This window comes from Paludisphaera soli (assembly GCF_011064595.1).
In the GTDB taxonomy this organism is placed as follows: domain Bacteria; phylum Planctomycetota; class Planctomycetia; order Isosphaerales; family Isosphaeraceae; genus Paludisphaera; species Paludisphaera soli.
The window spans coordinates 151,964-178,325 of record NZ_JAALJI010000007.1; the positions used below are offsets into that span (position 1 = coordinate 151,964).

Sequence of the window (26,362 nt, forward strand, 5' to 3'; positions counted from 1 at the left end):
CTCGGGATTCGAAACGTCGAACGCGGCGGTCGTCGGGGAGAGTCACCCGGCGACCGCCGCGTTTTTAATCTGGCGAGAACGATCGGCGCCCGGTGCGGTTCAGCGGGTCACGGAGGCGGTGTGCGAGGCCGTCACCACCGCCGGGCCGGTGAGGACGTTCACCCAGGCGCCGAGAGCCTCGCGGGTCAGGCGGACGGCCCGATTCACCTCGGGAGGAACGGTGGGTTCGGGCTCGGCGAGGCTGGCGACCATCGGGTCGGCCGGGGCGAAGACGTCGTCCGGCAGAGCTGCGAAGTCGGCGTCGGCGACGGTCGGCAGGTGTGCCGCCTCGGCGAGTCCGGCGATCACCGGGGCGATCGGGGCGAAGACGTCGTCCGGCAGGGCGACTACGCCGGCGTCCGCGACGCTCGGCAGGGGGGCCGCCTCGGCGACCGGGGCGGGGGCCGCGGCGAACGCCTCGGGAGCGGGGGCCGACTCGTCGACGAGCGGGGCCGCGAAGTAGAGGTCGGCGCTCTGCTCCAGGACCTCGAAGCCGGGCAGGGGGGCGGGCGCGGCCGGAGTTTCGACCACGCGGGCCGGAGCGGTCTCGGCGGCAGCCACCAGCTCGGGCTCGGGGGCGGGGGCGACGTCGGACTGGAGGGCGAATTCGCCGTCGAAGTACAGGTTGTCGGAGGACTCCAGGGCCGCGAAGGCCAGGTCCAGGCTCTCGCGGGCCTCGGCGTCGCGGAGGCCCTGGACGATGCCCTCGGCGAGCCGCGTCCCGGCGTCGCCGAAGCGGTCCCAGGCCAGCCGGGCCAGATCGTCGAACCGGGCGGCGACGACCACCGGCTCCGGGGCCGATTCGGGCTCGGTCGTCGCGACCGAGGAGCCGGCGGCCGTCAGGAAGTCGTCGAGCTTCGGGAGGGCGAAGGGGAGGGTGAGGGCGACGGCCGCCGTGGCGGGCCGTCCGGCGAGCATCTCGGCTCGGTGGCGGGGGGAGGTCGGGTGCGGGAGCGCGATCGTCGCCATATGGGGCGCGACCGGCGGCTCGACCGTACGGGTGCGGCGGGCGAGGCGGGCGGCGCGAGCCCGCTCCATCTCCGCCGCCAGCAGGTCGTGGATCACCACGTACTGCTTCTCCTCCCCCCGCCGGACGTCGATCTCGGCGAGGCGGGCGTTCATCCATTTCTGAGTGGAGTCGACCCAACCTTCGATCTTCGGCCAGGCGGGGAGGCCGAGGCCCAATCCCGCCACCAAGCTGACCAAGACAAGCCGCAGCGTCATCGGTCGTTCTCCGGGTCGTGTCGGATTCATCGTTTGCCGCTTTCCCATGCGATTCCGGAAGTCAGCAAGAAGAGTGTTTGATGATGGCTCCTATGGAAGGTGTATCGACGGGGTTCCCTTCTCGCTTTACGGAGTATCGAGAAAATAGCGAGCCTGGCTTGATGAGGGGTTTCGTTCTGGGTGCGGGTTTCAGGGTGTCCTGGGGCTTCGGATGGGTGCAGCCGTTGCGGGTTGCGATGATTGCGCCCGGGTTCGCGTGGTCAAGAAGCAGGGGACGCCTTAAGATGGGTTCCCATTCAGCTTTCGTGGACGCCCCGGCGACGAACGGCCGGGCGAGGGAGTGAACGACACATGGGCAAGGCGGTCCTGGTCACCGGCGCGGGGGGGTTCATCGGCAGCCATCTGACGGAAAGGCTGGTGAGCCTTGGGCATCGGGTCCGCGTCCTGGTGCGCTACAACGGCCGCGACGATCGCGGGCACCTGGACGACCTGCCGAAGGAGATGCAGGCCGAGATCGAGGTGCACCGCGCCGACCTGAAGGATCCCGACGCCGTGGCGAGGGCCGTCGAAGGCCGCGAGCAGGTGTTCCACCTGGGCGCCCTGATCGCCATCCCGTACTCGTACCAGAACCCTTACGACGTCGTGCAAACGAACGTCAACGGCACGGCGCACGTGCTGGACGCCTGCCGGCGATCGAAGGCGTTGGAGCGGGTGGTGCTGACCTCGACCTCCGAGGTCTACGGCACGGCCCAGTACGTCCCGATCGACGAGAAGCATCCCTTGCGCGGGCAGTCCCCCTACGCGGCGACCAAGATCGCCTCGGACGCGCTCGGCGAGAGCTATTTCCGGTCGTTCGGGACGCCGGTGTCGGTGCTCCGGCCGTTCAACACGTTCGGCCCCCGCCAGTCGGCCCGTGCGATCATCCCGACCATCATCAGCCAGGCGCTCACCCGGCCCGTGGTGAAGCTCGGCCGGCTCGACCCCCGCCGCGACCTGACCTACGTCAAGGACACGGCCGAGGCGTTCGTGGCCGTCGCCTCGTGCGACGCGGCCCTGGGACGGGTCGTGAACGTCGGGCGAGGTTCGGACGTGAGCATCGGCGACCTGGTCGACCGGATCGGCGCGATCCTCGGCCGGACGCTGGAGGTCGAGACCGAGTCGGACCGCCTCCGGCCGCCGGCCAGCGAGGTCGAGCGGCTGCTCGCCGGTACCGCGCTGGCCCAGGATCTCTGGAAGTGGAAGCCGCGCTATAGCCTGGAGGACGGCCTGGCCGAGACGGTCGAATGGATCCGCGGCCATCTCGACCGCTTCCGTCCCGACGTCTACACCACCTGAGGCCGACGCCCGAGCCGAGGCGAGAACACCCCAACCGAAGCCCCTGGATCGAGCCCGACGATGATCGACTGGACCCCGCTCGCCGACCTGCTGGAGAAGTACGACCGATTCCTGGTCACGGCCCACATCCGCCCCGACGGCGATGCGCTGGGGTCCGAGGTCGGCATGGCGGGCCTGCTCCGCCAGAAGGGGAAGGACGTCCGGGTCGTCAACACCAGCCGGACCCCACCCCGGTACGACTACCTCGACCCGGACGGCACGTTCTTCGAGCACTTCGGCAGCCTTCCGGCCGGGAGCCTCGACGACCGGGAGGTCGCGATCATCCTCGACCTGTCCGCCTGGTCGCAACTCGGCGACATGGCAGATTTCCTGCGGGCCTTCCCCGGGCCGATGGTCGTGGTCGACCACCACGTCAGCCAGGACGACCTGGGCGCGATCTTCCTCAAGGACACCTCGGCCGAGGCCGCCGGCACGCTGGTCATGCAGGCCGTGAAGGCGCTCGGCGGGACGTTCACGAAGGAGGTCGCCACCGGCCTCTTCACGGCGATCGCCATGGACACCGGCTGGTTCCGCCACCCGAACACCCGGCCCTCGACGCTGCTGGCCGCGTCCGAGCTGATCGAGGCCGGCGCGGAGATCGACCGGATCTACCGCGACCTGTTCGAACGCAACACGCTGAGCCGGCTTCGGCTCACCGGCGAGTTCCTCGCCGGGATGAAGACCGACCTCGGCGGCCGGGTCGCCTACGCGACCGTCACGCTCGACGACCTGGAGCGGACCGGCGCGATCCCGCACGACACCGAGGACCTGATCGACTACACGGTGAGCCTCGCCGGGGTCGAGATCGGCCTGATGATGATGGAGCTGCCCCGGGGGGCCGTGAAGGCCTCGCTGCGGTCGCGTGCGGGCGCCGACTGCGCCAGGATCGCGGCCGAGTTCGGCGGCGGCGGCCACAAGGCGGCGGCCGGGCTGACCGTGCAGGGGCCGCTCTCGACGGCCCTCGACCGCCTGCTGGCCGCGATCCGCAAGGCCCTTGATCCGGCCTCGGTCGGCGCGTCACGATAGTCTCCGGAATCGCGAGCGTCGCGGCGTCCCCGCCGCGCGCACGCCAGCCCGCACCCGGCCCAAGGCGAACCGCCGAGGGCCGGGCCCGCCGACCGCCGGGCGTCGAGGCCGCCCCCGCGAGGGCCGCCGATCGGCGTCCGCGCCGCCGACGCGCCCTTGCGCGCCCTCCCACCACGAAGAGGCCCCCCGCATGAATCGACGCGACTTCCACCGCCTGGGGACGAAGGCCCTGGGCGCCCTGGTCAAGCTGACGGTCGCGCTGCCCGCGGCCGCCTTCCTCCTCAACCCGCTGCGAAAGGCCTCGCCCGCCGGCGCCGACGCCCCGGTCTTCGAGGGCCTCGTCCCGCTCAGCCAGCTCAAAGTCGGCGTGCCGCAGTCTTTCGGCGTGGTCCGCGACCAGGTCGACGCCTGGGTCAAGTATCCCAAGGAGCCGGCCGGCTCCGTCTGGCTCGTCCGCCAGCCGGATGGGGCCGAGCCCCCGGTGATCGCCTACTCCGCCGAGTGTCCCCACCTGGGGTGCGCGATCAACCTCGCGGGCGACGCCAAGAGCTTCATCTGCCCCTGCCACACCAGCGCCTTCGCCCTGGACGGGACGCCGCAGAACCACGTCCCGCCCCGGCCCATGGATCGGCTCGACGTCGAGCTGAGCGACGACGCCGACCCCGAGGTCCGCGTCCGATTCCAGCGCTTCCGGACCCTCGCCGAGGAGAAGATCCCCCTTGCGTAAACTCCTGGTCGACTGGTTCGAGGACCGCACCGGGCTGAACGGCCGGCTGCGGGCCCTTCGCGACGAGCCCCTCCCCGCCGGCCCCCGCTGGGGCTACGTCTGCGGCTCCGCCCTGCTCGCCATCCTGCTCATCCAGGCCTTCACCGGCCTGATGATGATGACCGCCTACAGCGCCTCCTCCTCGACCGCGTGGGGGAGCGTCTTCTACATCGAGAAGCAGATGTGGATGGGCTGGTTCATCCGGGGGCTCCACCATTTCGGCGCCCAGACCGTGATGGTCCTGCTCCTCGTCCACCTGCTCCAGGTGCTCTTCACGGCCGCGTACCGGGCCCCTCGCGAGGTCAACTGGTGGCTCGGCCTGGCCCTGATGACGCTGATTTTGGCGTTCAGCCACACCGGCTATCAGCTCCCCTGGGACCAGAAGGGCTACTGGGCCACCAAGGTCGTCACCAACATCATGGGGGGGGCCCCGGTCCTCGGCCCCTACGTCAAGACCGTGGTCGTCGGCGGATCCGAATACGGCAACCAGACCGTCACGCGGTTCTACGGCCTGCACGTCGGGATCCTGCCCGTGCTGCTGGCCGTCTGCCTCGGCGCCCACCTGGCGCTCCGATATCGACACGGCCTGAAGGCCCCCGCGAACCCGACCCCGCCCCCGGAAGGGGCACCCTCGACCTACCACCCCGACCAGACCTTTCGCAACTCGCTGGCCGTCGCGGCGATCCTGGGCGTGATGGTGGGCCTGGTGTTCTGGGAAGGCGGGGCCCCGCTCGACGCCCCGGCCGACCCTTCCAGCTCGGATTACCCCGCGCGGCCGGAGTGGTTCTTCCGGTTCCTCTTCCAGATGCTCAAGCTGTTCCCGGGCAGGCTGGAGTGGGTCGGCTCGATCGCGATCCCCGGAGCGCTCATGACCACGCTGGCCTTGCTCCCCCTGCTGGACAAGGTCCTCCCCTCGAAGCCGCTGCACTTCCTGGTCTGCTCCACGGTCTTCGCCCTCGCGGGGGGCGCCGGCTACCTGACCCTCGAGTCGTTCCGCGAGGACATGGCCAGCACCCAGTTCCAGGAAGCCCGCGAGAAGGCCGACAAATCGACCGAGCGGGCCTTGTTCCTCGCCTCGCACCCCGATTTCGGAGTCCCGCCGGAGGGGTCCAGCTACCTGATGCGGCTCGACCCGCTCACGCGCGGGGCGGAGCTGCTCGACAAGACCTGCCTGGGCTGCCACCGCCTGGGGGGCGAGGGGACCGGCGAGCAGTCGGCGCCCGACCTGAAGGATTTCGGCTCCTACGCCTGGATCCGCGGCCTGCTGGAGAAGCCCGACGCCGACGCTTATTTCGGCAAGTCGCCGGAGTGCGACGGAATGACCGAATGGAAGCAGAATTCGAAGCTCGACGCCAAGCAGCTCGACCAGGTCGCGGAGTTCGTGGCGTCGTTCGCCAGCATTCCCGCCGACCAGACGGTCGACGAGTGGCTCAACACGCCGGGCGTCGTCGACCATCCGGGCAACGAGCTTTTCCAGAAGGACTGCGGCACCTGCCACCTGATCGACGGCTACACCGAAGGCGGCCTCCGCGACGCCCCCGACCTCTTCGCGTGGGGCTCCCCGCGCTGGATGAAGCGGATGATCCGCAAGCCGGGCGAGGCGGCGCTCTACGGCTATCTGGAAGAGAAGCAGCGGATGCCCGCCGCCGCCCCCGAGGACCTGAACGAGTCCGACCTCAGCATGATCGTCCGCTACATCAAGGGCGACTACCTCAAGCCCGAGGCCCCGGCCGCCCCCCGGCCCTGAACCCTCGCGGGGCGCGTCGGCTTCGGCGCGCCCCGCGTCCTTTCTCGAAATCCGACCGCGAGCTTCCCACCGGGCGGGGGACTTCAGGTTCCCAAAATGACGGGGGCGGCGAGACCTCGGCGTCGACCGGCGGCGGACTCGGTGGCATTTGAACACGTGTCGCGGAGGGGGCCTGGCATACCCGGCTTCCCGTCGGTCGATCGGGTCCGCAAATTCAACGTAAACCGGCGATTTGCCGGGAAAATCGCTTGATATCGGGGTGGTGGGATCGCTAGACTCCACCGGCCTTGAACGCTCGGCCCACGGAGGGGAACGCAGAGTTCGGAACAGGCGATCCCCCCCTCTCCCAACGGGCCCACCCGATACACCCGACGACCTGAAAGGGTCCTCGCTTCGAGACCTGGTCGATACGTCGACCCGGCTCCGCCAATCCTTCGTCGATCTCGCAACTGCGCGGTCCTCCGTAGGGCGTCCCGACGGCTCCAGGCCTCGGCGCGCCTCGTGAGGATGGGAACGGATTCCGCCTCGCCACCAAACATCTTCGGAAGGGATTCCGCCATGAACCACCGACCGCTCATCGGCATCAACATGGATCTCCGGGCTTCGGGCAAGAGCCGCACCCCCCACAGCCTGGCCCAGACCGGCTACTATGACGCGCTGATGACCGCCGGCGCCCTGCCGATCATGATCCCGCCGTTCACCCGCGAGAGCGACATGCTCCCGATCCTCGACAAGCTCGACGGCGTGGTGCTGACCGGCGGCGACGACCTCGACCCCCGCAAGATGGGCCTGGCGCCCCACCCCTCGGTCACCGTCATGTCCGAGCGTCGCGAGCTGTCCGACCGGCTGCTCTGCAAGCTGGTCCAGCAGGAGAAGATCACGACCCTGGGAATCGGCCTGGGCATGCAGGAGCTGAACGTGGTCGCCGGCGGCGGCCTGTTCGTCCACCTCCCCGAAGACCTGCCCAAGTGCATCCCGCACTACGATCCCCACGGCGGCGCCCATCGTCACACGGTGACCATGCGGCCGAAGACCCGCCTGGCCGAGATCTACGGGCCGGGCGAGGTCCGGGTGAACAGCTACCACCACATGGGCGTCCGCAAGCTCGCCCCCGGCTTCCGCATCGCGGCCCTCGCGCCGGACGGGCTGATCGAGGCCTACGAAGGCAAGGATCCGGGCTGGTGGGTCGTCGGCGTCCAGTGGCACCCCGAGAACGAGGGCCACATCTCGCTCGACATGCAGCTCATGGAAGCCTTCGTCGAGGCCGCCCGCGACGCCAAGGCCGCGCCGACGCTCGCCCGCGTGGGCTGAGCCCCGCAGCCGGTCTCGAAGCTCCCTTGCCACGGCCTCGCGCCCCTCTCATCGGGCGCGAGGCCGCTTCGATTTCGAAGGCCGCCCCGGCGCGCGGCTTGCACTGGGTGAAGTTCGCGGGGTCGGGGCGTGGACGGCGCGCGTCGCTTGCGCTAAGATCGCACCGTTGGACCCAAGGACGCGCCCGAAGCCGGTCCGCCGGCCGTCGTCGTCCCGAGCCCCGATCCGCGCGGAGAAGCTTGAGATATGACGGAACCAAGACCCCGCGACCGCCGGCCCCGGCCTCGTGCGAGCGTCGCCGCGCTCCTGACGGCGATCCTGGCCCCTCTCGCAGCCCTGCCGACCAGGCTAGACGCCCAGACCTCGCCGGCGTCGGTCTCGACGGAGGGGAGCGTCCACGCCCTCGGCCGGATCGAGCCCGCGACCGGGCTGATCACCGTCGGCTCGCGGCCCGGCCAGCGGATCGACGAGATCAAAACGGCCCCGGGCGACGAGGTGGCCGCCGGCCAGGTCCTGGCGATCCTCGAGGGGCGGAAGCAGGCCGAGGCGCAACTCGCCCTCGCGGTATTGCAGCAGCGGCAGGTCGAGTTCAAGCGGAAATCGCGCCGTGACGAGATCAACCTGGAACGCTCGCAGTTCGACAAGACCCACGGTCCCAAGGTCCAGGCGGCGGCCAAGTTGGCCGGGGAACTCCGCAAGCTCCTGGACAAGGCCACCCCCCTGTACAACGTCGGATCGCTCGTGGGCGCCGCCGATCCCGCCAAGCTGGAGCAGGGGGGACGCTACGTCGAGCTCCTCGCCAAGACGACGCAGGCCGAGCTGGACAAGAGCCTCCTGGATATCGAGGCCGAGCTGACCGCCGAGAAGCGGAAACTGGAAGACGCCCAGCTCGGCGACGAGAACCCCGACTTCCAGCTCGCCGCCGCCCAGGTCGAGCTGGCGAAGGCGGGCCTGGAGCAGACCCAGGTCGTCGCCCCCCGGGCCGGCAAGGTGCTGGACGTGATCGGCCATGCCGGCGAGGTCGGCTCGGGCCAGCTCCTCGTCATGGGCGACGTTTCGGCGCTCGTGGCCGTCGCCGAGGTCTTCCAGGCCGACGTCCTCCGGATCAAGGAGGGTGACGCCGCGACCGTCGCGATCGGCGGCGAGACGATCGCCGGCAAGGTGACCAAGGTGGGCTCGCTGGTCGGCCGCAACCAGGCCGCGAGCATCGACCCCCGTGCCCTGAAGGACGTCCGGGTGGTGAAGGTCTGGGTGGCCCTGGACGACCCCGGCAAGGCCGCCCGCCTGATCAACCTGGAGGCCGAGGTCGAAATCACCCCCGGCGGGGGGGGCTGATGTCGCTGACGTCTCGCCTCGGGTTCCGGAACCCTCCGCTCGCCTGGAGGAACGTGGCGCACGGCGGCCGACGGTCGCTCGCCGCGATCTCGGGGGCGGCCTTCTCGCTGACGATGGTGCTGCTCCAGCTCGGCTTCCTGCAGGCGGTCCGGATCACGGCCACGAACAACTTCGACGTGCTGGACTTCGACGTCCTGCTTACCTCGCAGCGATTCGAGCAGTTCTACGGTCCGGGCTTCCTGCCGCTGGAGCGGCTGCGCCAGGCCGAGGGGCTCGACACGGTCGTCGCCGCAACGCCGCTCTACGCGACCTTCGCCCTCTGGCGATGTCCCCCGAACCCGCTCTCCGACCCGCCGTCGGATTCGGCGCCCTCGCCCGGGGCGCTGACGCGTTGGCTGGCCGGAGCGGACGCGCCTCGGCCGCTGCAGCGTCGGCAGCTCTACGTGATGGGGTTCGACCTCGACCATCCGCCGTTCCGGTCGCCGATCCTGGAGTCGATCGAGGTCAACAAGGCGAGGCTGCGGGTGCCGAACCGGATCCTCCTGAATGAGCAATCCCACGTCGACTTCGGTTGGCAGGTGCGCGACCGCTACCACGACTGGGAGCTGGAGCATACGGCCGTGGAGATCGTCGGCGGCTTCTCGATGCTCCGAGGCTTCGCCGCCGACTCGACGGTGCTCTGCTCGGACGACGACTTCGTGCGGATCTGCGGCTACGAGTCCCGCGAGACGACCAATTTCGGGCTGTTGAAGGTCAAGCCGGGGACCGTCGAAGCGACCGTGGCTCGGCTGCGGGACGCCCTCCCTCCGGACGTCCGCGTCGATTCGCGCGAGGCGATCCTGGAGGAAGAGGTCGACCACTGGGTGAACCAGACCTCGACCGGCCAGCTCTTCGCGATCGGCGTCCTGGTGGCGATGTGCGTGGCGGCCGTAGTGGTCTACCAGGTGCTCTCGAACGACGTCCGCGAGCACTTGCCGGAGTACGCGACCCTGCGGGCGATGGGCTACTCGACCCTCCGTCTGGCGGGGATCCTGGTCTTCCAGTCGATGCTCTACATGCTGATCTCGTTCGCGGTCGCCGTCGCGATCGCGGCGGTCGTCTATCGGGCGACCGAGGTCCTGGCGGGCATCCCGATGGTCCTGACGCGCCAGAACCTGGCGCTCTCGTTCGGCCTGGCGCTCGCCGTGGGCGCGGTCACGGGGGGCCTGACGGTCAACCGGCTGCGGGCCGCGGAGCCGGCCGATCTGTTCTGAATCCTCGATCGGAAACCGAACGCCCCGGCGGCGCCGGCCGCCCGTCCCCGTCGACGGAACTCATCGCATGCAGCTTGGCCGCCACGTCCCCCTGTCCTGGCGCAACCTTACCGAGCACAAGCTCCGGCTGCTCGCGTCGGTCGCCGGCGTCGCCTTCGCGACGACCCTGATGTTCATGGAGAACGGCTTCCGCAAGTCGATCCTGGACAGCATGGTCAACGTGATCGAGCGGATCGACGGCCAGGTGGTGCTCGTCAGCCGCACGCTGTACACGCTGTCGGTCCCGTTCCCGTTCCCGCTGGAGCGGATCGTCCAGGCTCGCGGGGTGGCCGGGGTGGCCTCGTCGAGCCCGCTCTACACCGTCACCCGGTCTTCGTACTGGCGCAATCCCGAGACCGGGCGCGACGCGAGGGTCTGCGTGGTCGGCTACCCGCCGGAGGACGACGTCCTGGACCTCCCCGAGCTGAAGGCGGCGCGCGACCTCTGGAGTCGCCCGAACACGGCGATGGCCGACGAGCGATCGCGCCAGGACCAGTTCGGCGAGTTCCGGGCGGGACAGGTCTCGGAACTGGCCGGCAAGCGATTCGAGGTCGTCGGCACGTTCTCGCTGGGGATCAACGTCCAGACGAACGGCAACCTCGTGGTCAGCGACCGCAACATGATGGCGGCGTTCCCGGAGCTGGACGGCCCGTCGCTGATGGACCGCCGGGTCCACGTCGGCGTGCTGCGGACCAGCCCCGGGGCCGACCCCCGCCGGGTCCGCGACGCCGTGGCCGCCGCCCTCCCGCCCGACGTCCGCGTCATGACCCTGGACCAGTTCATCGCCCGCGAGCGCGACTTCTGGGACAAGGTGGCCCCGATCGGCACCGTGTTCTACATCGGCGTCGTGATGGGGTTCATCGTCGGCTCGGTCATCTGCTACCAGGTGCTCTATTCCGACATCAGCGACCGGCTCCCGGAGTTCGCCACTCTCAAGGCGATCGGCTACTCGAACGCGGCGCTTTACCGCGTGGTGCTGACCCAGGCGCTGTATCTGGCGCTCCTCGGCTACGCGGCGGGGCTGGCCGTCAGCTTCTTCCTGTTCCAGTGGGTCCACCGGCTGACGGGCCTGCCGATGGACGTCCCCCGCAACAATCCGTACCTGATCCTGGCCCTGACGATCGCGATGTGCCTGGGATCGGGCGCATTCGCGGCGCGTCGGCTGATCTCGGCGGACCCGGCCCAGCTCTTCGCCTAAGGCTTCGCGATCGAGGAAACCAGCATGAGTTCGGCCACCTTCACGACGACCATGACCCGGGCCGTGAACCTGCCCGCCGGCGGCGACGTCGTGATCCGCGCCGTGGGCGTGAACTACGCCTACGGCGCCGGCGAGACGCGGACGCAGGTCCTGTTCGACAACCACCTGGAGATCAGCCGCGGCGAGGTCGTCATCATGACCGGCCCGTCGGGGTCCGGGAAGTCGACCCTTCTGACCCTCATCGGGGCGCTCCGGAAGATGCAGGAGGGCTACCTGGAAGTCCTGCACAAGAACCTGTCGAAGGCGGGGGAGGGGGAGCAGGTCGACCTCCGGAAGGACGTCGGCTTCATCTTCCAGCAGCACAATCTGTTCTCCTCGCTCTCGGCGCTGGAGAACGTCCGGATGGCGACGGCCCTCAAGCCGGCGTCGGCCGAGGAGATGGACCGTCGCTGCGTCGACATCCTGACGAAGATGGGGCTCGGCGACCGCATCCACCACCGCCCCGCCGAGCTGTCCGGCGGCCAGAAGCAGCGGGTGGCGATCGCCCGGGCGCTGGTGAACCAGCCCCGACTGGTGCTGGCCGACGAGCCGACGGCCTCGCTCGACGCCAAGTCCAGCCAGATCGTCCTGGACCTGCTCCGCGGCCTGGCCGACGGCCCGACGAAGACCACGATCCTCCTCGTCACGCACGACCAGCGGGTTATCGACAAGGCCGACCGGATCGTCAACATGATCGGCGGCCGGATCGTCACCAACTCGCTGACCAAGGTCGCCGTGCGGATCGTCCGCGCCCTGGCCGCCACCCCCTGGCTGGAGGGCCTCTCCGAGGCGACGCTCTCGAGGATCGCCAACGCCATGACCGTCGAGGCGCGCGTCCCCGGGGAGACGATCGTTCGTCAGGGGGACGAGTGCGACCGCTTCTTCGTCGTCGGCTCGGGCGTGGCCGACGCCTACAAGGACGGCCAGTTCGACGAGGAGAAATGCTACGGCGAGAGCTTTGGGATGATCTCGGCCTACTTCAAGATGCCCGTGCCCGAGACCGTCACCGCCAGGACCGAGATGGAGCTGTACGTCCTGACCAAGGACGACTTCCTCCACGCTCTCGCCGAGGACCAGTCCTTCGAGACCCGCATCCGCAGCATCCTGGCCGGCGCCTCGCCGGTCGCCCAGCCGTCTTCCCCGTCCGCTCCTTGAGCGCGTCCCGTCCCACCGCACCCTGGAATTCACACCCGAGGGTTCGCCGATGAACCGAGCGTCAGTCCTGCTCGCCGCCCTACTGCTGCCGATCCCAGCCCCGGAAGTCGCGGAGGCCGCCGACGCCGTCGCGGTGGGAGTCGCCAAGGTCGACGTCACGCCGACGCACCCGACCTTGCTCGCCGGCTACGGCCACCGCGTCGGCGAGCACAAGGCCGTCGACGCGCCGCTGTCGGCGCGGGCGCTGGCCATCGGCGACGCCGACCCGGTGGTCCTGGTCGCGGTCGAGAACTGCGGCGTCCCCGCGACGGTCGTCGCCGAGGTCCGTCGCCTCGCGGGCGAGAAGGGGGGCTTCGACCCGGCCCGACTCGTCGTCGCTTCCACCCACACCCACAATTCGCCGACGCTCGACGGCTACGCCCCGCTCATCTGGGAGGGGCGGGACACGCCCGAGGAGCACGGGCGTACGGGCGCCTACACGAAATGGCTGACCGAGAAGATCGTCGAGGTCGCGCTAGAGGCCGTCCGCGACCGCAGCCCCGCCGAGCTTTCGTGGGGGCAGGGGCGGGCGACGTTCGGCGGCAATCGCCGCTGGATGAAGGACGGCAAGTGGGTCGGCTTCGGATTCGCCGAGAAGGCCCCGGTCGACCACAGCATGCCCGCGCTGTTCGCGCGCCGCGACGGCAAGCTCGTGGCCGTCTGGGCCAATTACGCCTGCCATTGCACCAGCGCCGGGAGCGAGAACCGGGTCGGCGGCGATTGGGCCGGCTTCGCCGCGACCGACATCGAGCAGGCCGCGCCGGGGGCCACGGCCCTGATCACCATCGGTTGCGGCGCCGACGTCGGGCCCCAGCCGACCGGCAACCTCGACCTGTCGCGACGCCACGGCCGCGCGATCGCCGCCGAGGTCACGCGCCTGGCCGGCTCGTCCCTCACCCCGCTCAAGGCCGCCCCCGACGTCGTCCGGAAGGCGATCGAGCTGCCGCTGGAGACCACCCACGACCGCGCCCACTGGGAACGCGAGGCCAAGCGCGAGGGCTTCGAGGGCCGGCACGCCAGGCGCATGCTCGCGCAACTCGACCGCGACGGCAGGCTGCCGACGGTTGTCCCGTATCCCATCACCACCTGGCGGTTCGGCGACGACCTGGCGATCGTTTTCCTGCCCGGCGAGGTCACGGTCGACTACGCCGTCCGCCTCAAGCGCGAGCTGGACTGGACCCGCCTCTGGGTCAACGGCTGGAGTGACGACGTCCCCGGCTACATCCCCTCGCGACGCGTGCTGGCCGAGGGGGGCTACGAGCCCGATTTCTCGCAGATCTACTACGGCTGGCCTTCGCGCTATACCCCGGCCGTCGAGGATCTGGTGATCGGGACCGTCGAGGGCCTCGTCGGCGAGGGCTACAGGCGGACCTCCGCGACCCCGGAGCCCGACTTCCTCTCTGTGCCCGAGTCATTGCTGCCCTCGATGCGGAAGTGAGCGTCCCGCGGGAGTGGGCGACCCGACGGTGCGTCGGGTCGCGGCTTCTCGCATACGGCCCTCAACGGCCCGCGAGCGGCCGCCCCGGCGGGGGGTAGTTCTTCGAGGCGTCGTCCAGCACCAGAACCCAGTCGAGGCCCTCGCCGGGGGCCGGGGGCATGAACCGGCGCTCCCCCTGGTTGGCGAACTCGCCGATCGACTCGGCCTTCCCGGTCCGAGGGTCGTACCACCAGGCCCGCACCGTGGGGCCCTTGATGGAGTCCATTCGGACGGAAAAAGCCCGGCCGATCGGCGCGTAGACCATGGCGTAGGAGCCGTCGCGGTCGCGGGTGGCGACGAATCGGTAGCGACCGGCGCCGGGGACGGAGGTCGCCACGCGGTCGGTTACGATCACGGAGTCGTCGGGGATGCGGTTGGCCGTCGGACGCGACTCGATCAGCCTGCGTCCGTGCTGCATCTGGCCGGCTCCGGGGTCGTCCAGGGCCTCGCTCCAGGGCAGGAGGGGGTTGTTGATCGGGGCGCGGCCGGGCTGCCACATCTGCCAGACCGAATGATGGCCGTAAGTGTGCCCGCAGGCCCCGGTGAAGAGGTTCCAGTAGAGCGGCCGACGCACGTCGGCGGCGATCGAGTGGCCGTTGCGGTCGGCCTTGAACGAGATCGGATGCGCCTCGTAGAGCGGCTCGCCGTCGATCACCGGCTTGCGGGGCTGCAGGTCGTAGTCCCTTTTGGTGTGGTCGTACGTCCCGGTGTAGTCGGTGTTATGGCCGTTCTGCCGCATGTTGAACGACAGCCAGTCGGACTTGTGGAACCACTGCGACGAGCCCTGACCCCCCGTCGGGTGGAGCGTCATCAGCCGCTTGACGCCGCCCCCGCGTCGAAGCCCGTGGGCCATGGCCTCGACGATCCCGCGCTGCGCGTCGTTCTCGATGTTGCGGTCGCCCCCCAGGATCCAGATCACCCCCTTGCCGCCGTACCGCTTGCCGATCCACTCGCCGTACTTCGCGGCGTTCTCGGCGTCGAACAGGGGCTTGCCGTCCTTCACCGGGTCGTGCCAGTAGCGGCCCCAGGTCGGCAGGAACCCGATCGTCAGGCCGAGGGCGTTGGCGCGGTCGACGATGAAATCGACATGGTCCCAGTAGTCGTTCTCGGGCCCGTCCTTCACCGCCGGCCGGGCCGGATCGAGGTCGACGAGCGGCAGATGGCCGTAGGGATTGGGGGTGGAGTGCCCGTCCAGCTCGGCGAGGGCCACGGCCTGGACGACGGTGAAGCCCTTCGTGGCGCGGTCCTTCAGGTACCGATAGGCCTGCTCGCGGTCGAGGCGGTGGAACAGCTCCCAGGCGGTGTCGCCCAGGTAGAAGAACGGCTTCCCGTCCTCGGCCAGCAGCGATCGGCCGTCGGGGCTGACTTGGGTCGGGAACCGGCGGGGCGGCTCGTCGGCCCTCGTGGAAGCCGGAGGATTTGTCGCGAGGGAGGCGACCAGCAGCAGGAGCCAGGGGAGGCGACTCATGAGCGGGGCTTTCCGGCCCGGGGCCGTGCGGAGGAGAGGGGACGCGCCGCGTCGCGATCGGCGCGCGACGCGGGGCCGACAGGATGCGTCCCGTCGGCCCCTCGGTCGTTTCCGCACGTTTTACGCGAACCGGGGCCCGACTTCAAGAACCGGCGGCGACGGGCTCGAGCTGGACGAGCGAGGTCGTTGCCAACGCGTGCTTGCGGATGTCCTCGGAGATCCGCATCGAGCAGAACTTGGGGCCGCACATGCTGCAGAAGGCGGCCGTCTTGAAGGCCTCCTGCGGCAGGGTCTCGTCGTGCATCCGGCGGGCGGTCTCGGGGTCGAGCGAGAGGCGGAACTGCTCCTCCCAGTCGAAGCTGTAGCGGGCCCTGGAGAGGGCGTCGTCGCGGTCGCGGGCGCCGGGGCGGTGGCGGGCCAGGTCGGCGGCGTGGGCCGCGATCTTGTAGGCGACGACCCCCTGGCGGACGTCCTCGACCTCGGGCAGGCCCAGGTGCTCCTTGGGGGTGACGTAGCAGAGCATGCTCGCGCCGTGCCAGCCGGCGAGCGCCGCGCCGATGGCCGAGGTGATGTGGTCGTAGCCCGGCGCGATGTCGGTCACGAGCGGGCCGAGGACGTAGAAGGGGGCTTCGCTGCACTCGACGGCCTGCTTCTCCATGTTCATGGCGATCTGGTCCATCGGGATGTGCCCCGGGCCCTCGACCATGACCTGGCAGCCCCGCTCCCAGGCGCGGCGGGTCAGGTCGCCCAGCGTCTTCAGCTCGGCGAACTGGGCTGCGTCGGAGGCGTCGGCCAGCGAGCCGGGGCGGAGGCTGTCGCCCAGGCTGAACGAGACGTCGTACTGCCGCATGATGTCGCAGAGGTCGTCGAAGTGGGTGTAGAGCGGGTTTTCCTTGTTGTGGGCGATCATCCACTGGGCCATCAGCGAACCGCCGCGCGACACGATGCCGGTCAGGCGGTGCGCCGTCAGCGGGATGTAGTCGCGGAGGATGCCGACGTGCAGGGTCATGTAGTCCACCCCCTGCTTCGCCTGGTGCTCGACCATCGCCAGCAGGTCGTCGGCCGTCAGGTCCTCGACCTTCTTGACCTGCTGGATCGCCTGGTACATCGGAACGGTGCCGATGGGGACGGGGCTGGCCTGGATGATGGCCCGGCGGATGTCGTCGATGCGACCGCCGGTGGAGAGGTCCATCACCGTGTCGGCGCCGAGGTCGACGGCCAGCTTGAGCTTGGCCAATTCGTTCTCGACGTCGGAGGTGACGGCCGAGTTGCCGATGTTGGCGTTGATCTTGCACTTCGCCTTGATGCCGATGGCCATCGGCTCCAGGCCCAGCCCCAGGTGGACCGTGTTGGCCGGGATGATCATCCGCCCCCGGGCGACTTCCGAGCGGACCGTCTCGGCGTCGAGCCCCTCGCGCCGCGCGACGTGCTCCATCTCGGGGGAAACGACGCCCTGTCGCGCCAGTTCAATCTGCGTCATCGTACAAGGTCCTCTCCGAATCACTCGGTCGCGATCCCGGGGGCCGGTCGGTCCGAGTCAGGTCTGCTGGGGCACCCGTCCCAGCCGGGTGACGGGGCTCCTCCCATCGTAGACCGGCGTCCAGCTCGCGGTCAATTCTCGGCGGTTCGACGACCGGTCGGGCCGGTCCGCCGCGCCGTCGCGCCGAGGGCCGGCCTGGGGATGCCGCCGACCGATTCGCGGGGGCTCCGCGACATCTGGGCCAGGCGGAACTTGTGCGGGCCCGGGCTCGTCGTGAGGGGATACTGGTAATACTCGGCCGAGCCGGTCGCGGGGTCGATGCGGAATCCGGGCTCCTCGCGGACGTGGAGCCGCGTCCCCTCGGGGGTCGGCTCGATCGAGTCCAGGGTCCACGCGTGGACGCCGCCGTCGCCGTGCTCGACGAACAGCGTGCGGCCGGCGACCGCCAGGCCCTCGGGGAGCTTGTCGGGCGTCAGGAACCAGCCACGGCCCCGCTCGCCGACGCCTCGCGTCGCCTCGGTGATCGCGCCGCGGACGCTCTTGTGAGACACGAGCTTGCCCGCCGCCTCCGCGAAGCTGCCGCCCGCCAGGACGACCTCGTCGCCCCGGATCCGCACGGCCAGGCCGTCGGTCGAGACGTACCGGCCGTTCGCGAGCTGGACCCGGATGGTCGTGCCGGCCGTCCTGTTGAAGATCAGGTGCTCGGACCCGTGGGGCGAGTCGATCAGGAGCACGACGGCCTCGCCGATCGACTCGACTCGGCCGACCCGGTCCAGCGGGGCGACGCCCGGCTCGATCGGCTCGAACACGGTGACGAAGACCGTGCGCAGGCCGTCGCCGGCCTCGGAGCGGCGGCGGACGATCAGGCTGGAGCGCGTCGCCGTCGACGCCTCGCCCGGGGCCTCGGGGGCGTCGGCGGAGTCGGCCGTGATGAGCGTCGACGGCGAGTCGCCCAGCACGTGGAGCCTGAGCGCGGGGGCCTGGCCCGCCGCACCGGGGCCGCCGAGGCTCGCGAGCTGGGCGTCCGACGCGGGCTTCGACACGCCGAGCTCGACCTGCGTCGGCCCCGAGACGGCGGCCTGGAGGCGGGGCCGGAATTCGCCGTAAGACTGCACGAACCAACGCCCTTCCTCGGGCCGGGCCTTGGGGAGGAAGGCGATCGAGGGGGGGAGCAGGCTCCCCGCCGCGGGGGAGGAGCGGCCCAGCGGCCGCCACGACGCCCCCACGCCGGCCGATGCGTGGAAGATCTGGTCGTGCTGGAGGCCGCCGTCGACCTCGAAGATCGAGATCGCGAAGCGGCGGTCGGCCGACCCGCTCACCAGGACGGTCTGGCGGTATCGGCTGGTGGAGATCGGATAGGCGTAGCGGTCGGAGGCGGTGACCACCTGGAAGTCGGGGTCGGCGGCGAAGAACTTGAAGTCGCTGCCGAGGGTGGGGATGCGGGCCGCCTGGGGCGTCTCGCGCTGGTTGAGGCCGTCGACGACCACCGTGTTGTGGCTCGCGGTCGCCAGGTCCCAGCCGTTGGCCGTGGGGGGCCGCTCGTCGAGGTCGTCGATCAGCGGGACGCCCCCCGCGCTCAGCCGGAACGCGAGCCGCGCCGAGCGGCGGTCGGTCAGGCCGTCGGGGCCTCGCAGCTCCACGTCGAGCGATCGGGGCCCCTCGCCGACGGAGAGCAGGGCGAGGCCCGCGCCCCCCAGCAGCATCGGCCGCCGGCTCGATTCGTAGCCGGTCTCCACGGGCCAGGAGACGCGCTGGACGTCGCGGTCCGCGGGCCGCGAGGGGACCGCGGAGGCGGCGGCGCGGGCCAGGTCGATCATGGGGAGCGCGGCCTTGCCGGCCGTCGCGTCCGCCTCGCGTCCGCCGCCCAGGGCCGGCCGGCCGGCCGCCAGGCCGTCGATCCAGCCGTCGAGCAGGCCGAGCACGCGACGGTGGCCGACGACGTCGGCGGTCCGCCAGAAGCCGTCGTGGTAGAAGCCCCGGCGGGTGAACTCGTCGACGCGGGAGAGGGCCTCGCGGACCATGACCTCGTTCCCCACGAGCCGGCCGACGCCGAGGAGCCCGCGGTAGACGTGCAGCGACTCCTCCGTGAAGTCGTCCGGCTGGCGGCTCGCCAGCTCGGCCGAGGCCAGGAAGAAGTCGTCCTCGATCACGCGCCTGGGGTCTGCGCAGTCCAGCAGGCGTCCGGCCTCGGCCCAGTCGGCGGCGTCGCGGATCAGGCTGTAGGCCAGGATCAGGTTCATCGGGGTTTCCAGGCTGCCGTTCCACTCCCACTTGCCGGTCTGGAATCCTCGGCGGTACGGGGGGGGCACGCGGGCGGGCTGGAACTGCTTGGCGACCCCCGGCTGGTCGGTGTGCATCGCGTACTGGGGATAGACCTGGGCGAACCGAAGGAGGATGACGGCGGCCATCTGGGGGAGGAAGGGATCGCGCTCGGCGGGCTCCTGCTCATGCCAGCGGACGGCCGCGTAGAGGGCGGCCTTCGAGAGGTAGGCGCGGGCCTCGTAGTCGCATTTGGCGTTGATGTAGAGCCGCTCGTCGGCGTACTCGGCCTTCTCCACTACGACCGGGTGGTAGGGGTACATGTGCCAGACGCCCGGGAGCACCTCGACCTTCTCGGTCGGGATCAGCCCGTCGGCCTTGTTGGGGAGCGGGTAGGCGGGGTTGGGGAAGGTCTCCTTGCACCTGCGGCATTCGACGTCCTTCGGCTTCTCGATCGACCAGGCCAGGGGGTCGCTCCGCTCGGGGGCGCCGCAGGCCGGGCAGGCGCAGAACTTCAGGCCCGACTGCACCGGGACGAGATCGGCGAGTTGCCTCGGGCAGAGATTCAGGAGCGTCTGGGCCTGGGGCGTCGCCCAGAATCGGTCCTGCCATTCCCTGGGGAGATGGACGGGGCCCAGCGGTGGCTCGGCGGCGGGCGCCGCGGTCCTCGCGACAAGGACGAGCGCGATCGCCAGCGGGAGCAGGAGGGGGCGGGGCGGTCGGAACGTCATCCTTGAAGTTCTCCGGGTTCCGTCGCAGGGCTTCGATCAGGCGGGGGCGGTCGGCGGGACGTCGGCGGGCTCCGGGGGGGCCTCGTCGCCGACGCAGTCGAGTTCCGTGTCGCGTCGGTCGGGGTCGAGGCGGAACAGGCGGACGTCGCCCATGGATTCGCCGACCTCGAGCTTCAGGCCGTCGCGGTGGGACCGGCCTCGCGCCAGCTGGGCGTCGCGGTGGATCGCGCAGGCCAGGCCGTAGTTCTTCAGCTCGCGTCGGGGGCCGTCGCTCCAGGGAGCGGCGATCTTGTAGACGGCCGGCTCCCGACATCCGGGCGCGGAGCAGACCGGCCGATAGCGGAAGCGTCTGGGCGGCTCCATCCGAGCGGGACTCCCCTTGCGGTTCGGCTCGACCTTCGATCCGAGGCCGGCGACACGATACCCGCCCGGGACTTGCAGGGCAACGGCGACCGGCGGGAGGGATGGGGATGCGGGGGATCGGGCGTCGGCGGAGAGGACGACGGCCGAGGCGGGCGGGGGGGCGGGGGCGGGCTCAGCGGGCGAGCTTGCGGGGGTCGCTCTCGGTGCCGTCGAAGATGGTGGTGATGAACGTCTTCTTGCGGATCTGGGCGATGAGGGCCTGGCGTTCCTGTCCGGACTTCTCGTTCTCCAGCGTCTTGCGGATCTCGTCCTGCAGCTCGGCGAACGAGGCCGGGCCCGCGGAGCGTCGGGATTCGACGCGGACGACGTGGAAGCTCGTCGGGCCTTCGATGACGCCGCTGACGGCACCGAGCGGGAGGGTCTCGATGGCCTGGTTCACGGCGGCCACGACGTAGCTCCCCGGGGCGGTTTCCATCAGGCCGCCGTCGGCCTTGACCCGGCTGGGACCTTCGCTCTCGGCGGCGGCGAGGGCGGCGAAATCCTCGCCCTTGTCGAGGCGGGCTCGGAGCGCGTCGATCTTGGCGCGGGCCTCGGCCTCGGTGGCGTGGCGGCCCTTCTCGACGAGGATCTCGCGCCAGACGATGGCGGCGGTGCGGTGGTTCTCCTTGTCGTTGACGTGCTTGTTGTAGTAGGCGAGCATCTCGGGCAGGCCGACGGCGACCTTCCCGCTGAGTCGCTGCTGCATGAAGACGTGGGCGAGGAACTCCTGCCGGAAGTTCTGGTGCATCGCCGAGAGGGAGCGTCCTTCTTCCGAGAGCTTCCGTCGGAGCTGGACGTCGTCGTCCGCGAGGTTCTGGTGGCGTAGCACGGGCAGCTCCTCCTCGCGCCAGACCTTGTCGGCGACGTCCAGGAGCCGCTTGATCTGCTTGTCGTCGTCCTTGAGGTGGTGCTTGGCCTCCTGGACCAGCATGGTGCGCTCGATGAGCGCCGCGAGGACGTGCTTGGCGACCATGTTCAGCTCCTGGCGAGAGAGCTGGCCGGCCTTGCCTCCCTGCTTGCGCACGGCCTCCCTGACGGCCGTGCTGAGCTCGCCCATCGTGATGACGTCGTCGCCGATGCGCGCCGCGGCGAGACCGGCCTCTTTCACGTTCGCGGAGCCGACGACGTCGGCCGCTGGGGCGGCCGACGTCGTGGCGACTTGGCGGACCTGGCCGTCGCCCCGGGGGGCGACGTAACCCGCCGAGGGGGCGTCGGCCTTGGCCGGCGCCGGGGACAGGTCGGGGGCTTCCTCGGCCGGCGCGGGCGCCGGAGACGGCTCGGGCTCGGGCTCGGCCGACGGGGCGGCCTTCGGCTTCGCGGGTGCCTCGGCGGGGGCGGGGGCGACCTCGATCGCCGGCATCAGTTCGGGCTTCGGGCCCAGCAGAGGGTCGCCCTCGGATTCGACCTCGGCCTGGTAAGGGGCCGGGGCGGGCTCGGCGTCGGGGAGCGGCGGGGCCTGCATCGCGACGTCGGAGTTGGGGTCGGGGTCGGCCTCCAGGGCCGGCGGCAGGGCGGGCGCATCGCTCGCGACGGCCTCTTCCGGCTTCGGGAGATCGCCCGAGGTCGGCGTCGCTTCAAATGCCGGGGCCGCGGCGAGCTGCCGGGGAGACTCGCCTTGGCGGGCCTGCGGCGGGGTAGGGGCCGGCGTCGTGGACGGCGGCCCTCCGTCCGACGCGGCGACCCTGGGCGCGAGGCCGGTCTCGGGCCGCTTGGCGATCAGGGGGTGGCCCGACCAGTTCGGGTTCGCCGGGTCGGGGAGCGTCGCGCGTGCGACGGATGGGTGGGTCCCGCGATTGATCGTGTCGTGGATCGAGGGGACCGCCTCCATCCCGACCGGCCCGTCGCCCGACGTTTCGGGCATCCGGGCGTTTCGCGATTGCGCGCAGCCGCCGATCGCGACTCCGATCAGGGCGACTGCGAGGGTCTGTCTCTTCATCGCTACCGTCTCCATCCTTGGAGAGCCGAGGCCCCGCCGCGCGGGACGAGCAGGCCCCGCCCGCGAAGCCGCGAGGGAACGGCCCGCGAGGGCCGATCGCGTCTACTTCACTGTTTTTGAAGCTCCGAGGCCGGCCCCCTCATGCGACAGGCTGGGGCCCGGGTCGGTTCCCGTCCGGGACGTCGGTTCGAAGACGTGGCGTTCGCGGAGTCCCGCGTCGTGCAAGATATCGGAATCTCGGTTCCGGGCAAGGTCGATCGGCGGGCCGTCCCGGGATTGGCGACGGCCCGCCGATCGCGATGGGGGCGATGAGGTCCGGCTCAGACCTTCCAGGCCTCGCGGAACGGGCGGGTGCGGAGGCCGTCGGCCTCGTCGTCGTTCACGAAAGCCTCCTTGACCGGGTCGAATTCGAGCTTGCGGCCGAGGATCCAGGATGCGGCGGCGGCGTGGCAGGCGACGTGGGAGCGCCGCATGACCTCGGCGTTGGCCGCGGGCTTCTCGCGGGACTTGATGCAGTCCAGCCAGTTGCGGGCGTGGGCGCCGACGTCGAGGCCGCTGTCGGGCGTGCCGGCGGGGAGGTCGTTGAGCTTGGCCTTGAGCCCATCGGGCCGGATCTCGACGCCGCCGTTGTCGCCGGTCTCCACCCAGCCGTCCTCGCCGACGAACCGGACCGGGCAGGTCCCCAGCGGGGTGATCCAGCCCGTGCGCTCGCCGAACGGGGTCTTGAGGAAGTCCAGGACCAGCTCCACGCCGTTGGCGTAGCGGGCGGTGATGCGGGTTTCGGAAGGCTCGAACGAGATCGGCGTGGTGCCGTCGGCGTCGTTCGCCCACTGGCAGAGGTCGACGGTATGGGCTCCCCAGTCCAGGAGCCGGGCCCCCGAGTCGAAGTCGTACTGCCCGCGCCAGCGACCCTCGACGTAGGCGTGGTTGTAGGGCCGCCAGGGGGCGGGGCCGAGCCAGAGGTCCCAATCGACCTCGTCCTTCTTCGGCGTCGGCTCGGTCGGCAGCCACTGGGTGTCGATCGACGGGGTGTAGACCGAGGCGTACAGGGTCTTCAGCTTGCCGAGCTTGCCGCTCCGGGCGAGGTCGACGGCGAACTGGAAGTTCGGCACGCTCCGGCGTTGGGTGCCCGCCTGGAAGACCCGCCCGGTCTCCTGGATCGTGTCGGCGAGCTTCCGACAGAGGTCGATGGTCAGGCCGCAGGGCTTCTCGCTGTAGACGTCCTTCCCGGCTCGGGCGGCCAGGATCGAGGCGTGGGCGTGCCAGCGGTCGCCGGTGGCGATCAGAACGGCGTCGACGTCCTTGCGGTCGAGCACCTCGCGGAAGTCGCGGACCGAGGCGCAGTCCTGGCTGCCGTAATGCTTGTCGACCCGCTCCTTGGCCGCGTTCCGTCGCTTCGCCTGGACGTCGCAGACGACGAGGGCCTGGACGTCCCGCTGGGCGAGCATCGGGCCGAGGTCGTAGGTGCATCGCGGCCCGTAGCCGATGACGCCGAGGCCGATCCGCTCGCTCGGCGCCGCGACGCCCCCGCGGCCGAGCGCGCGGGCCGGGACGATGGTCGGGAAGCTCGCGGCGACGCCCCAGGCCGCGGCCGTGGTCAGGAAGCCTCGTCGGCTGGCCCCGGTTTCGGTCCTGGCTTTCCGTTCGATCGTCATGGCGGGTCCTCGGGAGGGGGGAAGGGGGGACCATCCTCGCAACGCGCCGACTGTATCCCGGGCGTAAGGCGCGATCAACGGGGCGCCCGGCCGCCCCGCCGGCTTGACGCGTCCTCCGGGGCCTCCTAACCTTCAGGGACTTCCGCAAGACCAGGACTTGAAGTTCGCCAGGAGAGACGCGATGCGCGAGGTCCCTTCCCCCAAGAAGCTCGTCGGCCTCGCGCTGCTCGTCCTCGGCCTGGGGACTCTCCCGGCCGTTCACGCGGAAGACGGGTCGGTCGTCGTCTACTCGGCGCTCGACCGCGAGTTCTCGGATCCGGTGCTTACGGACCTGACGAAGCGGGAAGGGCTCACCCTGCGGGCGAAGTACGACGTGGAGAGCACGAAGACCGTCGGCCTGGTGAACGCGATCATGGCCGAGTCGGTCAACACCCGCTGCGACCTGTTCTGGAACAACGAGATCCTCAACACGATCCGTCTCAAGCGGAAGGGGCTGCTGCAGCCCTTCCACCCGCGCTCCTCGGGAGACGTGCCGGACGCGTTCAAGGACCCCGAGGGATGCTGGTACGGCTTCGCGGGCCGGGCCCGGGTCCTCATCGTCAACACTCGGTTCATCCCCAAGCCCGAGCGTCCCAAAGGGATCGCCGACCTGGCCTCCTTTCGCTGGAACGGCCGGGTGGGGATCGCCAAGCCCCTGTTCGGCACGACGGCGACCCACGCCGCCTGCCTCTTCGCCGCCTGGGGTGACGACAAGGCCAAGTCGTTCTTCCGGAGCCTCAAGGCCAACGACGTCCAGCTGCTCGCGGGCAACCGACAGGTCGCCGCGGCGGTCGCCTCGGGCCAGCTCGTCTTCGGCCTGACCGACACCGACGACGCGATGCTGGAGATCGAGGCCGGCGCCCCCGTCGAGATCATCTATCCCGACCGCGAGCCCGGCGGCCTCGGCACGCTGTTCATCCCCAACACCCTCGCCGTCATCAAGGGGGCCCCCCACCCCGTCGCGGCGGGCAAGCTCGCCGACGCCATCCTCTCACCGGAAGTCGAGAACCGCCTGGCCGACGGTCCGAGCGCCCAGATCCCCCTCCTGAAGTCCGTCACCAAGCCCGCCCGCGTCGAGACCCCGGCCACCGTCCCCGCCATGAAGGTCGACTTCCAGGCCGCGGCCGACGCGTGGGACCGGGCCGCCGCCTTCCTCGCCGCCGAGTTCGCCGAGTAGGGTCGACCCCGCGGGATCGCCCGAGGCTCCGCCGGCGGCGGGGACGGGTATTTTCAGGCTCCTCGGTTGCTCTCGGGCCGATCGCCGGGACAATAGGCGTCTGGTCGATCAGGTGGAACCGGTCCGCCGCGCCTCCGCATTCCTCCGACTCCTTGATGGTTTCCTCGCTCATGATATTGTGCGTGACGCTGAATCCGTGCCTGGACAAAACGCTGGTGGTTCCGGGTTGGAAGCCCGGCGATTCGGTGCGCGGCAAGGCGGTCCGCGACGTCGTCGGCGGCAAGGGGAACAACGTGGCCCGGGCGCTGAAGCGGCTTGGGAGGTCGTCGCGGCCGGTGACGTTCCTGGGCGGGGCCGCCGGCGCGACCTGCCGGGCCCTCCTGGCCGAGGTCGACGGCCTGGATCCGATCGTTGTGGAGACGCGGTCGACGACGCGGGTGATCCTGACCGTCGCGACCGAGGGGACGACCGACCAGACGGCCTTCTTCGACCCCGACCCGGCGATCTCTCAGGCCGAGGCCGACGAGCTGGTCGCGCAGGTCGAGCGGGCCCTGTCCGAGCCCGGCGTGGAGGCGTTGACGCTCTCCGGCTCCAGCCCCTCCCCCACGACGCACGGGGTGTACAGCGAGCTGATCTCGCTGGCTCGGGCCCGCCGCATCCCCGTCTTCCTCGACACCTACGGCCCGGCGCTGGAGGCCATCTGGGGGTTCTGGCCGACCGTCATCCAGATGAACCGACGCGAGGCGGCGATGCGTCTGGGCAAGCCCTCGGTCGACGACGAGGACGTCGTCCGGCTACTCCGCGACTGGAGGCGACGGGGCGTCGCCTGTGGGATCGTCACCGACGGCCCCGACCCGGCCCTGGTCCAGTTCGGCGACGTGCTCTATCAGGTCGCCCCGCCGGAGATCCCGTTGAAGAACCCGATCGGCTCGGGCGACTCGCTGCTCGCCGGGCTCGTCGACGGCTGGCTCAAGGGGAGCGAACCGGAGGCCGTCATTCGCCGCGCCGTCGCCTGCGCGGCCGCCAACGCCTCCGTCTGGGACGCCGGCGCGATCGAGCCCGAGACGGTCGAGCGCCTCGAAGACGAGCTGGAGTTGGAGGCATTCTGAACGTCGGGGCCTTCGCCGCGCCCGCGAACGGCCCGAGCTTCTAACCCAGGACCGGCCCGTCCCGCCCGGGTAGCCCCTGGCGAC

At 70.7% G+C, this 26,362-nt stretch carries 19 protein-coding genes; 12 read left to right on the forward strand and 7 right to left on the reverse strand.

Annotated elements, in window-relative coordinates:
• Positions 1-99: 99 nt before the first annotated feature.
• A complete protein-coding gene (locus tag G6O68_RS11610) occupies positions 100-1,263 on the reverse strand; it encodes a hypothetical protein (RefSeq protein WP_165247826.1) in 1,164 nt (387 codons plus the stop codon).
• A gap of 351 nt (positions 1,264-1,614) precedes the next feature.
• Between G6O68_RS11610 and G6O68_RS11615 the strand changes: the two genes are divergently transcribed.
• The 10 genes from G6O68_RS11615 to G6O68_RS11660 all read left to right on the forward strand — a co-directional run bounded on the left by G6O68_RS11615 (position 1,615) and on the right by G6O68_RS11660 (position 13,983).
• Complete coding sequence (locus G6O68_RS11615) at positions 1,615-2,598, forward strand: SDR family NAD(P)-dependent oxidoreductase (RefSeq protein WP_165247828.1); 984 nt, start codon at positions 1,615-1,617, stop codon at positions 2,596-2,598.
• Between the two features lie 60 nt (positions 2,599-2,658).
• Complete coding sequence (locus G6O68_RS11620) at positions 2,659-3,663, forward strand: DHH family phosphoesterase (RefSeq protein WP_165247831.1); 1,005 nt, start codon at positions 2,659-2,661, stop codon at positions 3,661-3,663.
• Between the two features lie 190 nt (positions 3,664-3,853).
• On the forward strand, positions 3,854-4,390 hold the full coding sequence (locus G6O68_RS11625; RefSeq protein ID WP_165247833.1) for a QcrA and Rieske domain-containing protein: 537 nt from the start codon (positions 3,854-3,856) through the stop codon (positions 4,388-4,390).
• The gene (locus G6O68_RS11630) at positions 4,383-6,176 is read left to right on the forward strand and encodes a cytochrome b N-terminal domain-containing protein (RefSeq protein ID WP_240911134.1); all 1,794 of its coding nucleotides are present in this window, start codon (positions 4,383-4,385) and stop codon (positions 6,174-6,176) included. The genes G6O68_RS11625 and G6O68_RS11630 overlap by 8 nt, the downstream gene beginning before the upstream one ends.
• A gap of 558 nt (positions 6,177-6,734) precedes the next feature.
• Positions 6,735-7,487 (forward strand): gamma-glutamyl-gamma-aminobutyrate hydrolase family protein, encoded by a 753-nt coding sequence (locus tag G6O68_RS11635; protein ID WP_165247835.1) that lies wholly within the window; start codon positions 6,735-6,737, stop codon positions 7,485-7,487.
• Between the two features lie 246 nt (positions 7,488-7,733).
• On the forward strand, positions 7,734-8,822 hold the full coding sequence (locus tag G6O68_RS11640) for an HlyD family efflux transporter periplasmic adaptor subunit (RefSeq protein ID WP_165247838.1): 1,089 nt from the start codon (positions 7,734-7,736) through the stop codon (positions 8,820-8,822).
• On the forward strand, positions 8,822-10,075 hold the full coding sequence (locus tag G6O68_RS11645; RefSeq protein WP_165247840.1) for an FtsX-like permease family protein: 1,254 nt from the start codon (positions 8,822-8,824) through the stop codon (positions 10,073-10,075). The genes G6O68_RS11640 and G6O68_RS11645 overlap by 1 nt, the downstream gene beginning before the upstream one ends.
• 67 nt (positions 10,076-10,142) lie before the next feature.
• Positions 10,143-11,312, forward strand: a complete 1,170-nt coding sequence (gene devC / locus G6O68_RS11650) for an ABC transporter permease DevC (RefSeq protein WP_165247842.1) — start codon at positions 10,143-10,145, stop codon at positions 11,310-11,312.
• A 24-nt stretch (positions 11,313-11,336) separates the two neighbouring features.
• Positions 11,337-12,506 carry an ATP-binding cassette domain-containing protein gene (locus G6O68_RS11655; protein ID WP_165247844.1) on the forward strand — a complete coding sequence of 390 codons (1,170 nt, stop codon included), beginning with the start codon at positions 11,337-11,339 and terminating at the stop codon, positions 12,504-12,506.
• A 49-nt stretch (positions 12,507-12,555) separates the two neighbouring features.
• Positions 12,556-13,983 (forward strand): neutral/alkaline non-lysosomal ceramidase N-terminal domain-containing protein, encoded by a 1,428-nt coding sequence (locus G6O68_RS11660; protein WP_165247847.1) that lies wholly within the window; start codon positions 12,556-12,558, stop codon positions 13,981-13,983.
• A 61-nt stretch (positions 13,984-14,044) separates the two neighbouring features.
• Here G6O68_RS11660 and G6O68_RS11665 read toward each other — a convergent pair whose 3' ends face one another.
• From G6O68_RS11665 to G6O68_RS11690, 6 genes are all read right to left on the reverse strand, one after another.
• Positions 14,045-15,490, reverse strand: a complete 1,446-nt coding sequence (locus G6O68_RS11665; protein WP_165247849.1) for a glycoside hydrolase family 140 protein — start codon at positions 15,488-15,490, stop codon at positions 14,045-14,047.
• A gap of 142 nt (positions 15,491-15,632) precedes the next feature.
• Entirely contained in the window at positions 15,633-16,970 is a 1,338-nt protein-coding gene (gene thiC / locus G6O68_RS11670; protein WP_165247851.1) for a phosphomethylpyrimidine synthase ThiC, read from the reverse strand.
• A gap of 131 nt (positions 16,971-17,101) precedes the next feature.
• The gene (locus tag G6O68_RS11675; protein ID WP_165247853.1) at positions 17,102-19,960 is read right to left on the reverse strand and encodes a hypothetical protein; all 2,859 of its coding nucleotides are present in this window, start codon (positions 19,958-19,960) and stop codon (positions 17,102-17,104) included.
• A gap of 36 nt (positions 19,961-19,996) precedes the next feature.
• Positions 19,997-20,323: a hypothetical protein gene (locus G6O68_RS11680; RefSeq protein WP_206108074.1), complete on the reverse strand. Its 327-nt coding sequence runs from the start codon at positions 20,321-20,323 to the stop codon at positions 19,997-19,999.
• Positions 20,324-20,495: 172 nt separating this feature from the next.
• Positions 20,496-22,298, reverse strand: a complete 1,803-nt coding sequence (locus tag G6O68_RS11685) for a peptidylprolyl isomerase (RefSeq protein WP_165247855.1) — start codon at positions 22,296-22,298, stop codon at positions 20,496-20,498.
• A 320-nt stretch (positions 22,299-22,618) separates the two neighbouring features.
• The gene (locus G6O68_RS11690; protein WP_165247857.1) at positions 22,619-23,953 is read right to left on the reverse strand and encodes a Gfo/Idh/MocA family protein; all 1,335 of its coding nucleotides are present in this window, start codon (positions 23,951-23,953) and stop codon (positions 22,619-22,621) included.
• 181 nt (positions 23,954-24,134) lie between these two features.
• Here G6O68_RS11690 and G6O68_RS11695 point away from each other — a divergent pair, with 181 nt between their 5' ends.
• Positions 24,135-25,169, forward strand: coding sequence for an extracellular solute-binding protein (locus G6O68_RS11695; RefSeq protein WP_165247859.1), 1,035 nt, complete (start codon positions 24,135-24,137; stop codon positions 25,167-25,169).
• Positions 25,170-25,351: 182 nt separating this feature from the next.
• Complete coding sequence (locus tag G6O68_RS11700) at positions 25,352-26,278, forward strand: 1-phosphofructokinase family hexose kinase (RefSeq protein ID WP_240911135.1); 927 nt, start codon at positions 25,352-25,354, stop codon at positions 26,276-26,278.
• Positions 26,279-26,362: the final 84 nt, after the last annotated feature.

What these genes read in the sequence shown, in the direction of transcription:
- G6O68_RS11620 (WP_165247831.1), top strand. Translation starts at nt 2,659, where the DNA reads ATGATCGACTGGACCCCGCTCGCCGACCTGCTGGAGAAGTACGACCGA.
- G6O68_RS11610 (WP_165247826.1), bottom strand. Translation starts at nt 1,263, where the DNA reads ATGACGCTGCGGCTTGTCTTGGTCAGCTTGGTGGCGGGATTGGGCCTC.
- G6O68_RS11695 (WP_165247859.1), top strand. Translation starts at nt 24,135, where the DNA reads ATGCGCGAGGTCCCTTCCCCCAAGAAGCTCGTCGGCCTCGCGCTGCTC.
- G6O68_RS11690 (WP_165247857.1), bottom strand. Translation starts at nt 23,953, where the DNA reads ATGACGATCGAACGGAAAGCCAGGACCGAAACCGGGGCCAGCCGACGA.
- G6O68_RS11680 (WP_206108074.1), bottom strand. Translation starts at nt 20,323, where the DNA reads ATGGAGCCGCCCAGACGCTTCCGCTATCGGCCGGTCTGCTCCGCGCCC.
- G6O68_RS11615 (WP_165247828.1), top strand. Translation starts at nt 1,615, where the DNA reads ATGGGCAAGGCGGTCCTGGTCACCGGCGCGGGGGGGTTCATCGGCAGC.
- G6O68_RS11635 (WP_165247835.1), top strand. Translation starts at nt 6,735, where the DNA reads ATGAACCACCGACCGCTCATCGGCATCAACATGGATCTCCGGGCTTCG.
- G6O68_RS11625 (WP_165247833.1), top strand. Translation starts at nt 3,854, where the DNA reads ATGAATCGACGCGACTTCCACCGCCTGGGGACGAAGGCCCTGGGCGCC.
- G6O68_RS11640 (WP_165247838.1), top strand. Translation starts at nt 7,734, where the DNA reads ATGACGGAACCAAGACCCCGCGACCGCCGGCCCCGGCCTCGTGCGAGC.
- G6O68_RS11675 (WP_165247853.1), bottom strand. Translation starts at nt 19,960, where the DNA reads ATGACGTTCCGACCGCCCCGCCCCCTCCTGCTCCCGCTGGCGATCGCG.
- devC (WP_165247842.1), top strand. Translation starts at nt 10,143, where the DNA reads ATGCAGCTTGGCCGCCACGTCCCCCTGTCCTGGCGCAACCTTACCGAG.
- thiC (WP_165247851.1), bottom strand. Translation starts at nt 16,970, where the DNA reads ATGACGCAGATTGAACTGGCGCGACAGGGCGTCGTTTCCCCCGAGATG.
- G6O68_RS11660 (WP_165247847.1), top strand. Translation starts at nt 12,556, where the DNA reads ATGAACCGAGCGTCAGTCCTGCTCGCCGCCCTACTGCTGCCGATCCCA.
- G6O68_RS11665 (WP_165247849.1), bottom strand. Translation starts at nt 15,490, where the DNA reads ATGAGTCGCCTCCCCTGGCTCCTGCTGCTGGTCGCCTCCCTCGCGACA.
- G6O68_RS11645 (WP_165247840.1), top strand. Translation starts at nt 8,822, where the DNA reads ATGTCGCTGACGTCTCGCCTCGGGTTCCGGAACCCTCCGCTCGCCTGG.
- G6O68_RS11655 (WP_165247844.1), top strand. Translation starts at nt 11,337, where the DNA reads ATGAGTTCGGCCACCTTCACGACGACCATGACCCGGGCCGTGAACCTG.
- G6O68_RS11685 (WP_165247855.1), bottom strand. Translation starts at nt 22,298, where the DNA reads ATGAAGAGACAGACCCTCGCAGTCGCCCTGATCGGAGTCGCGATCGGC.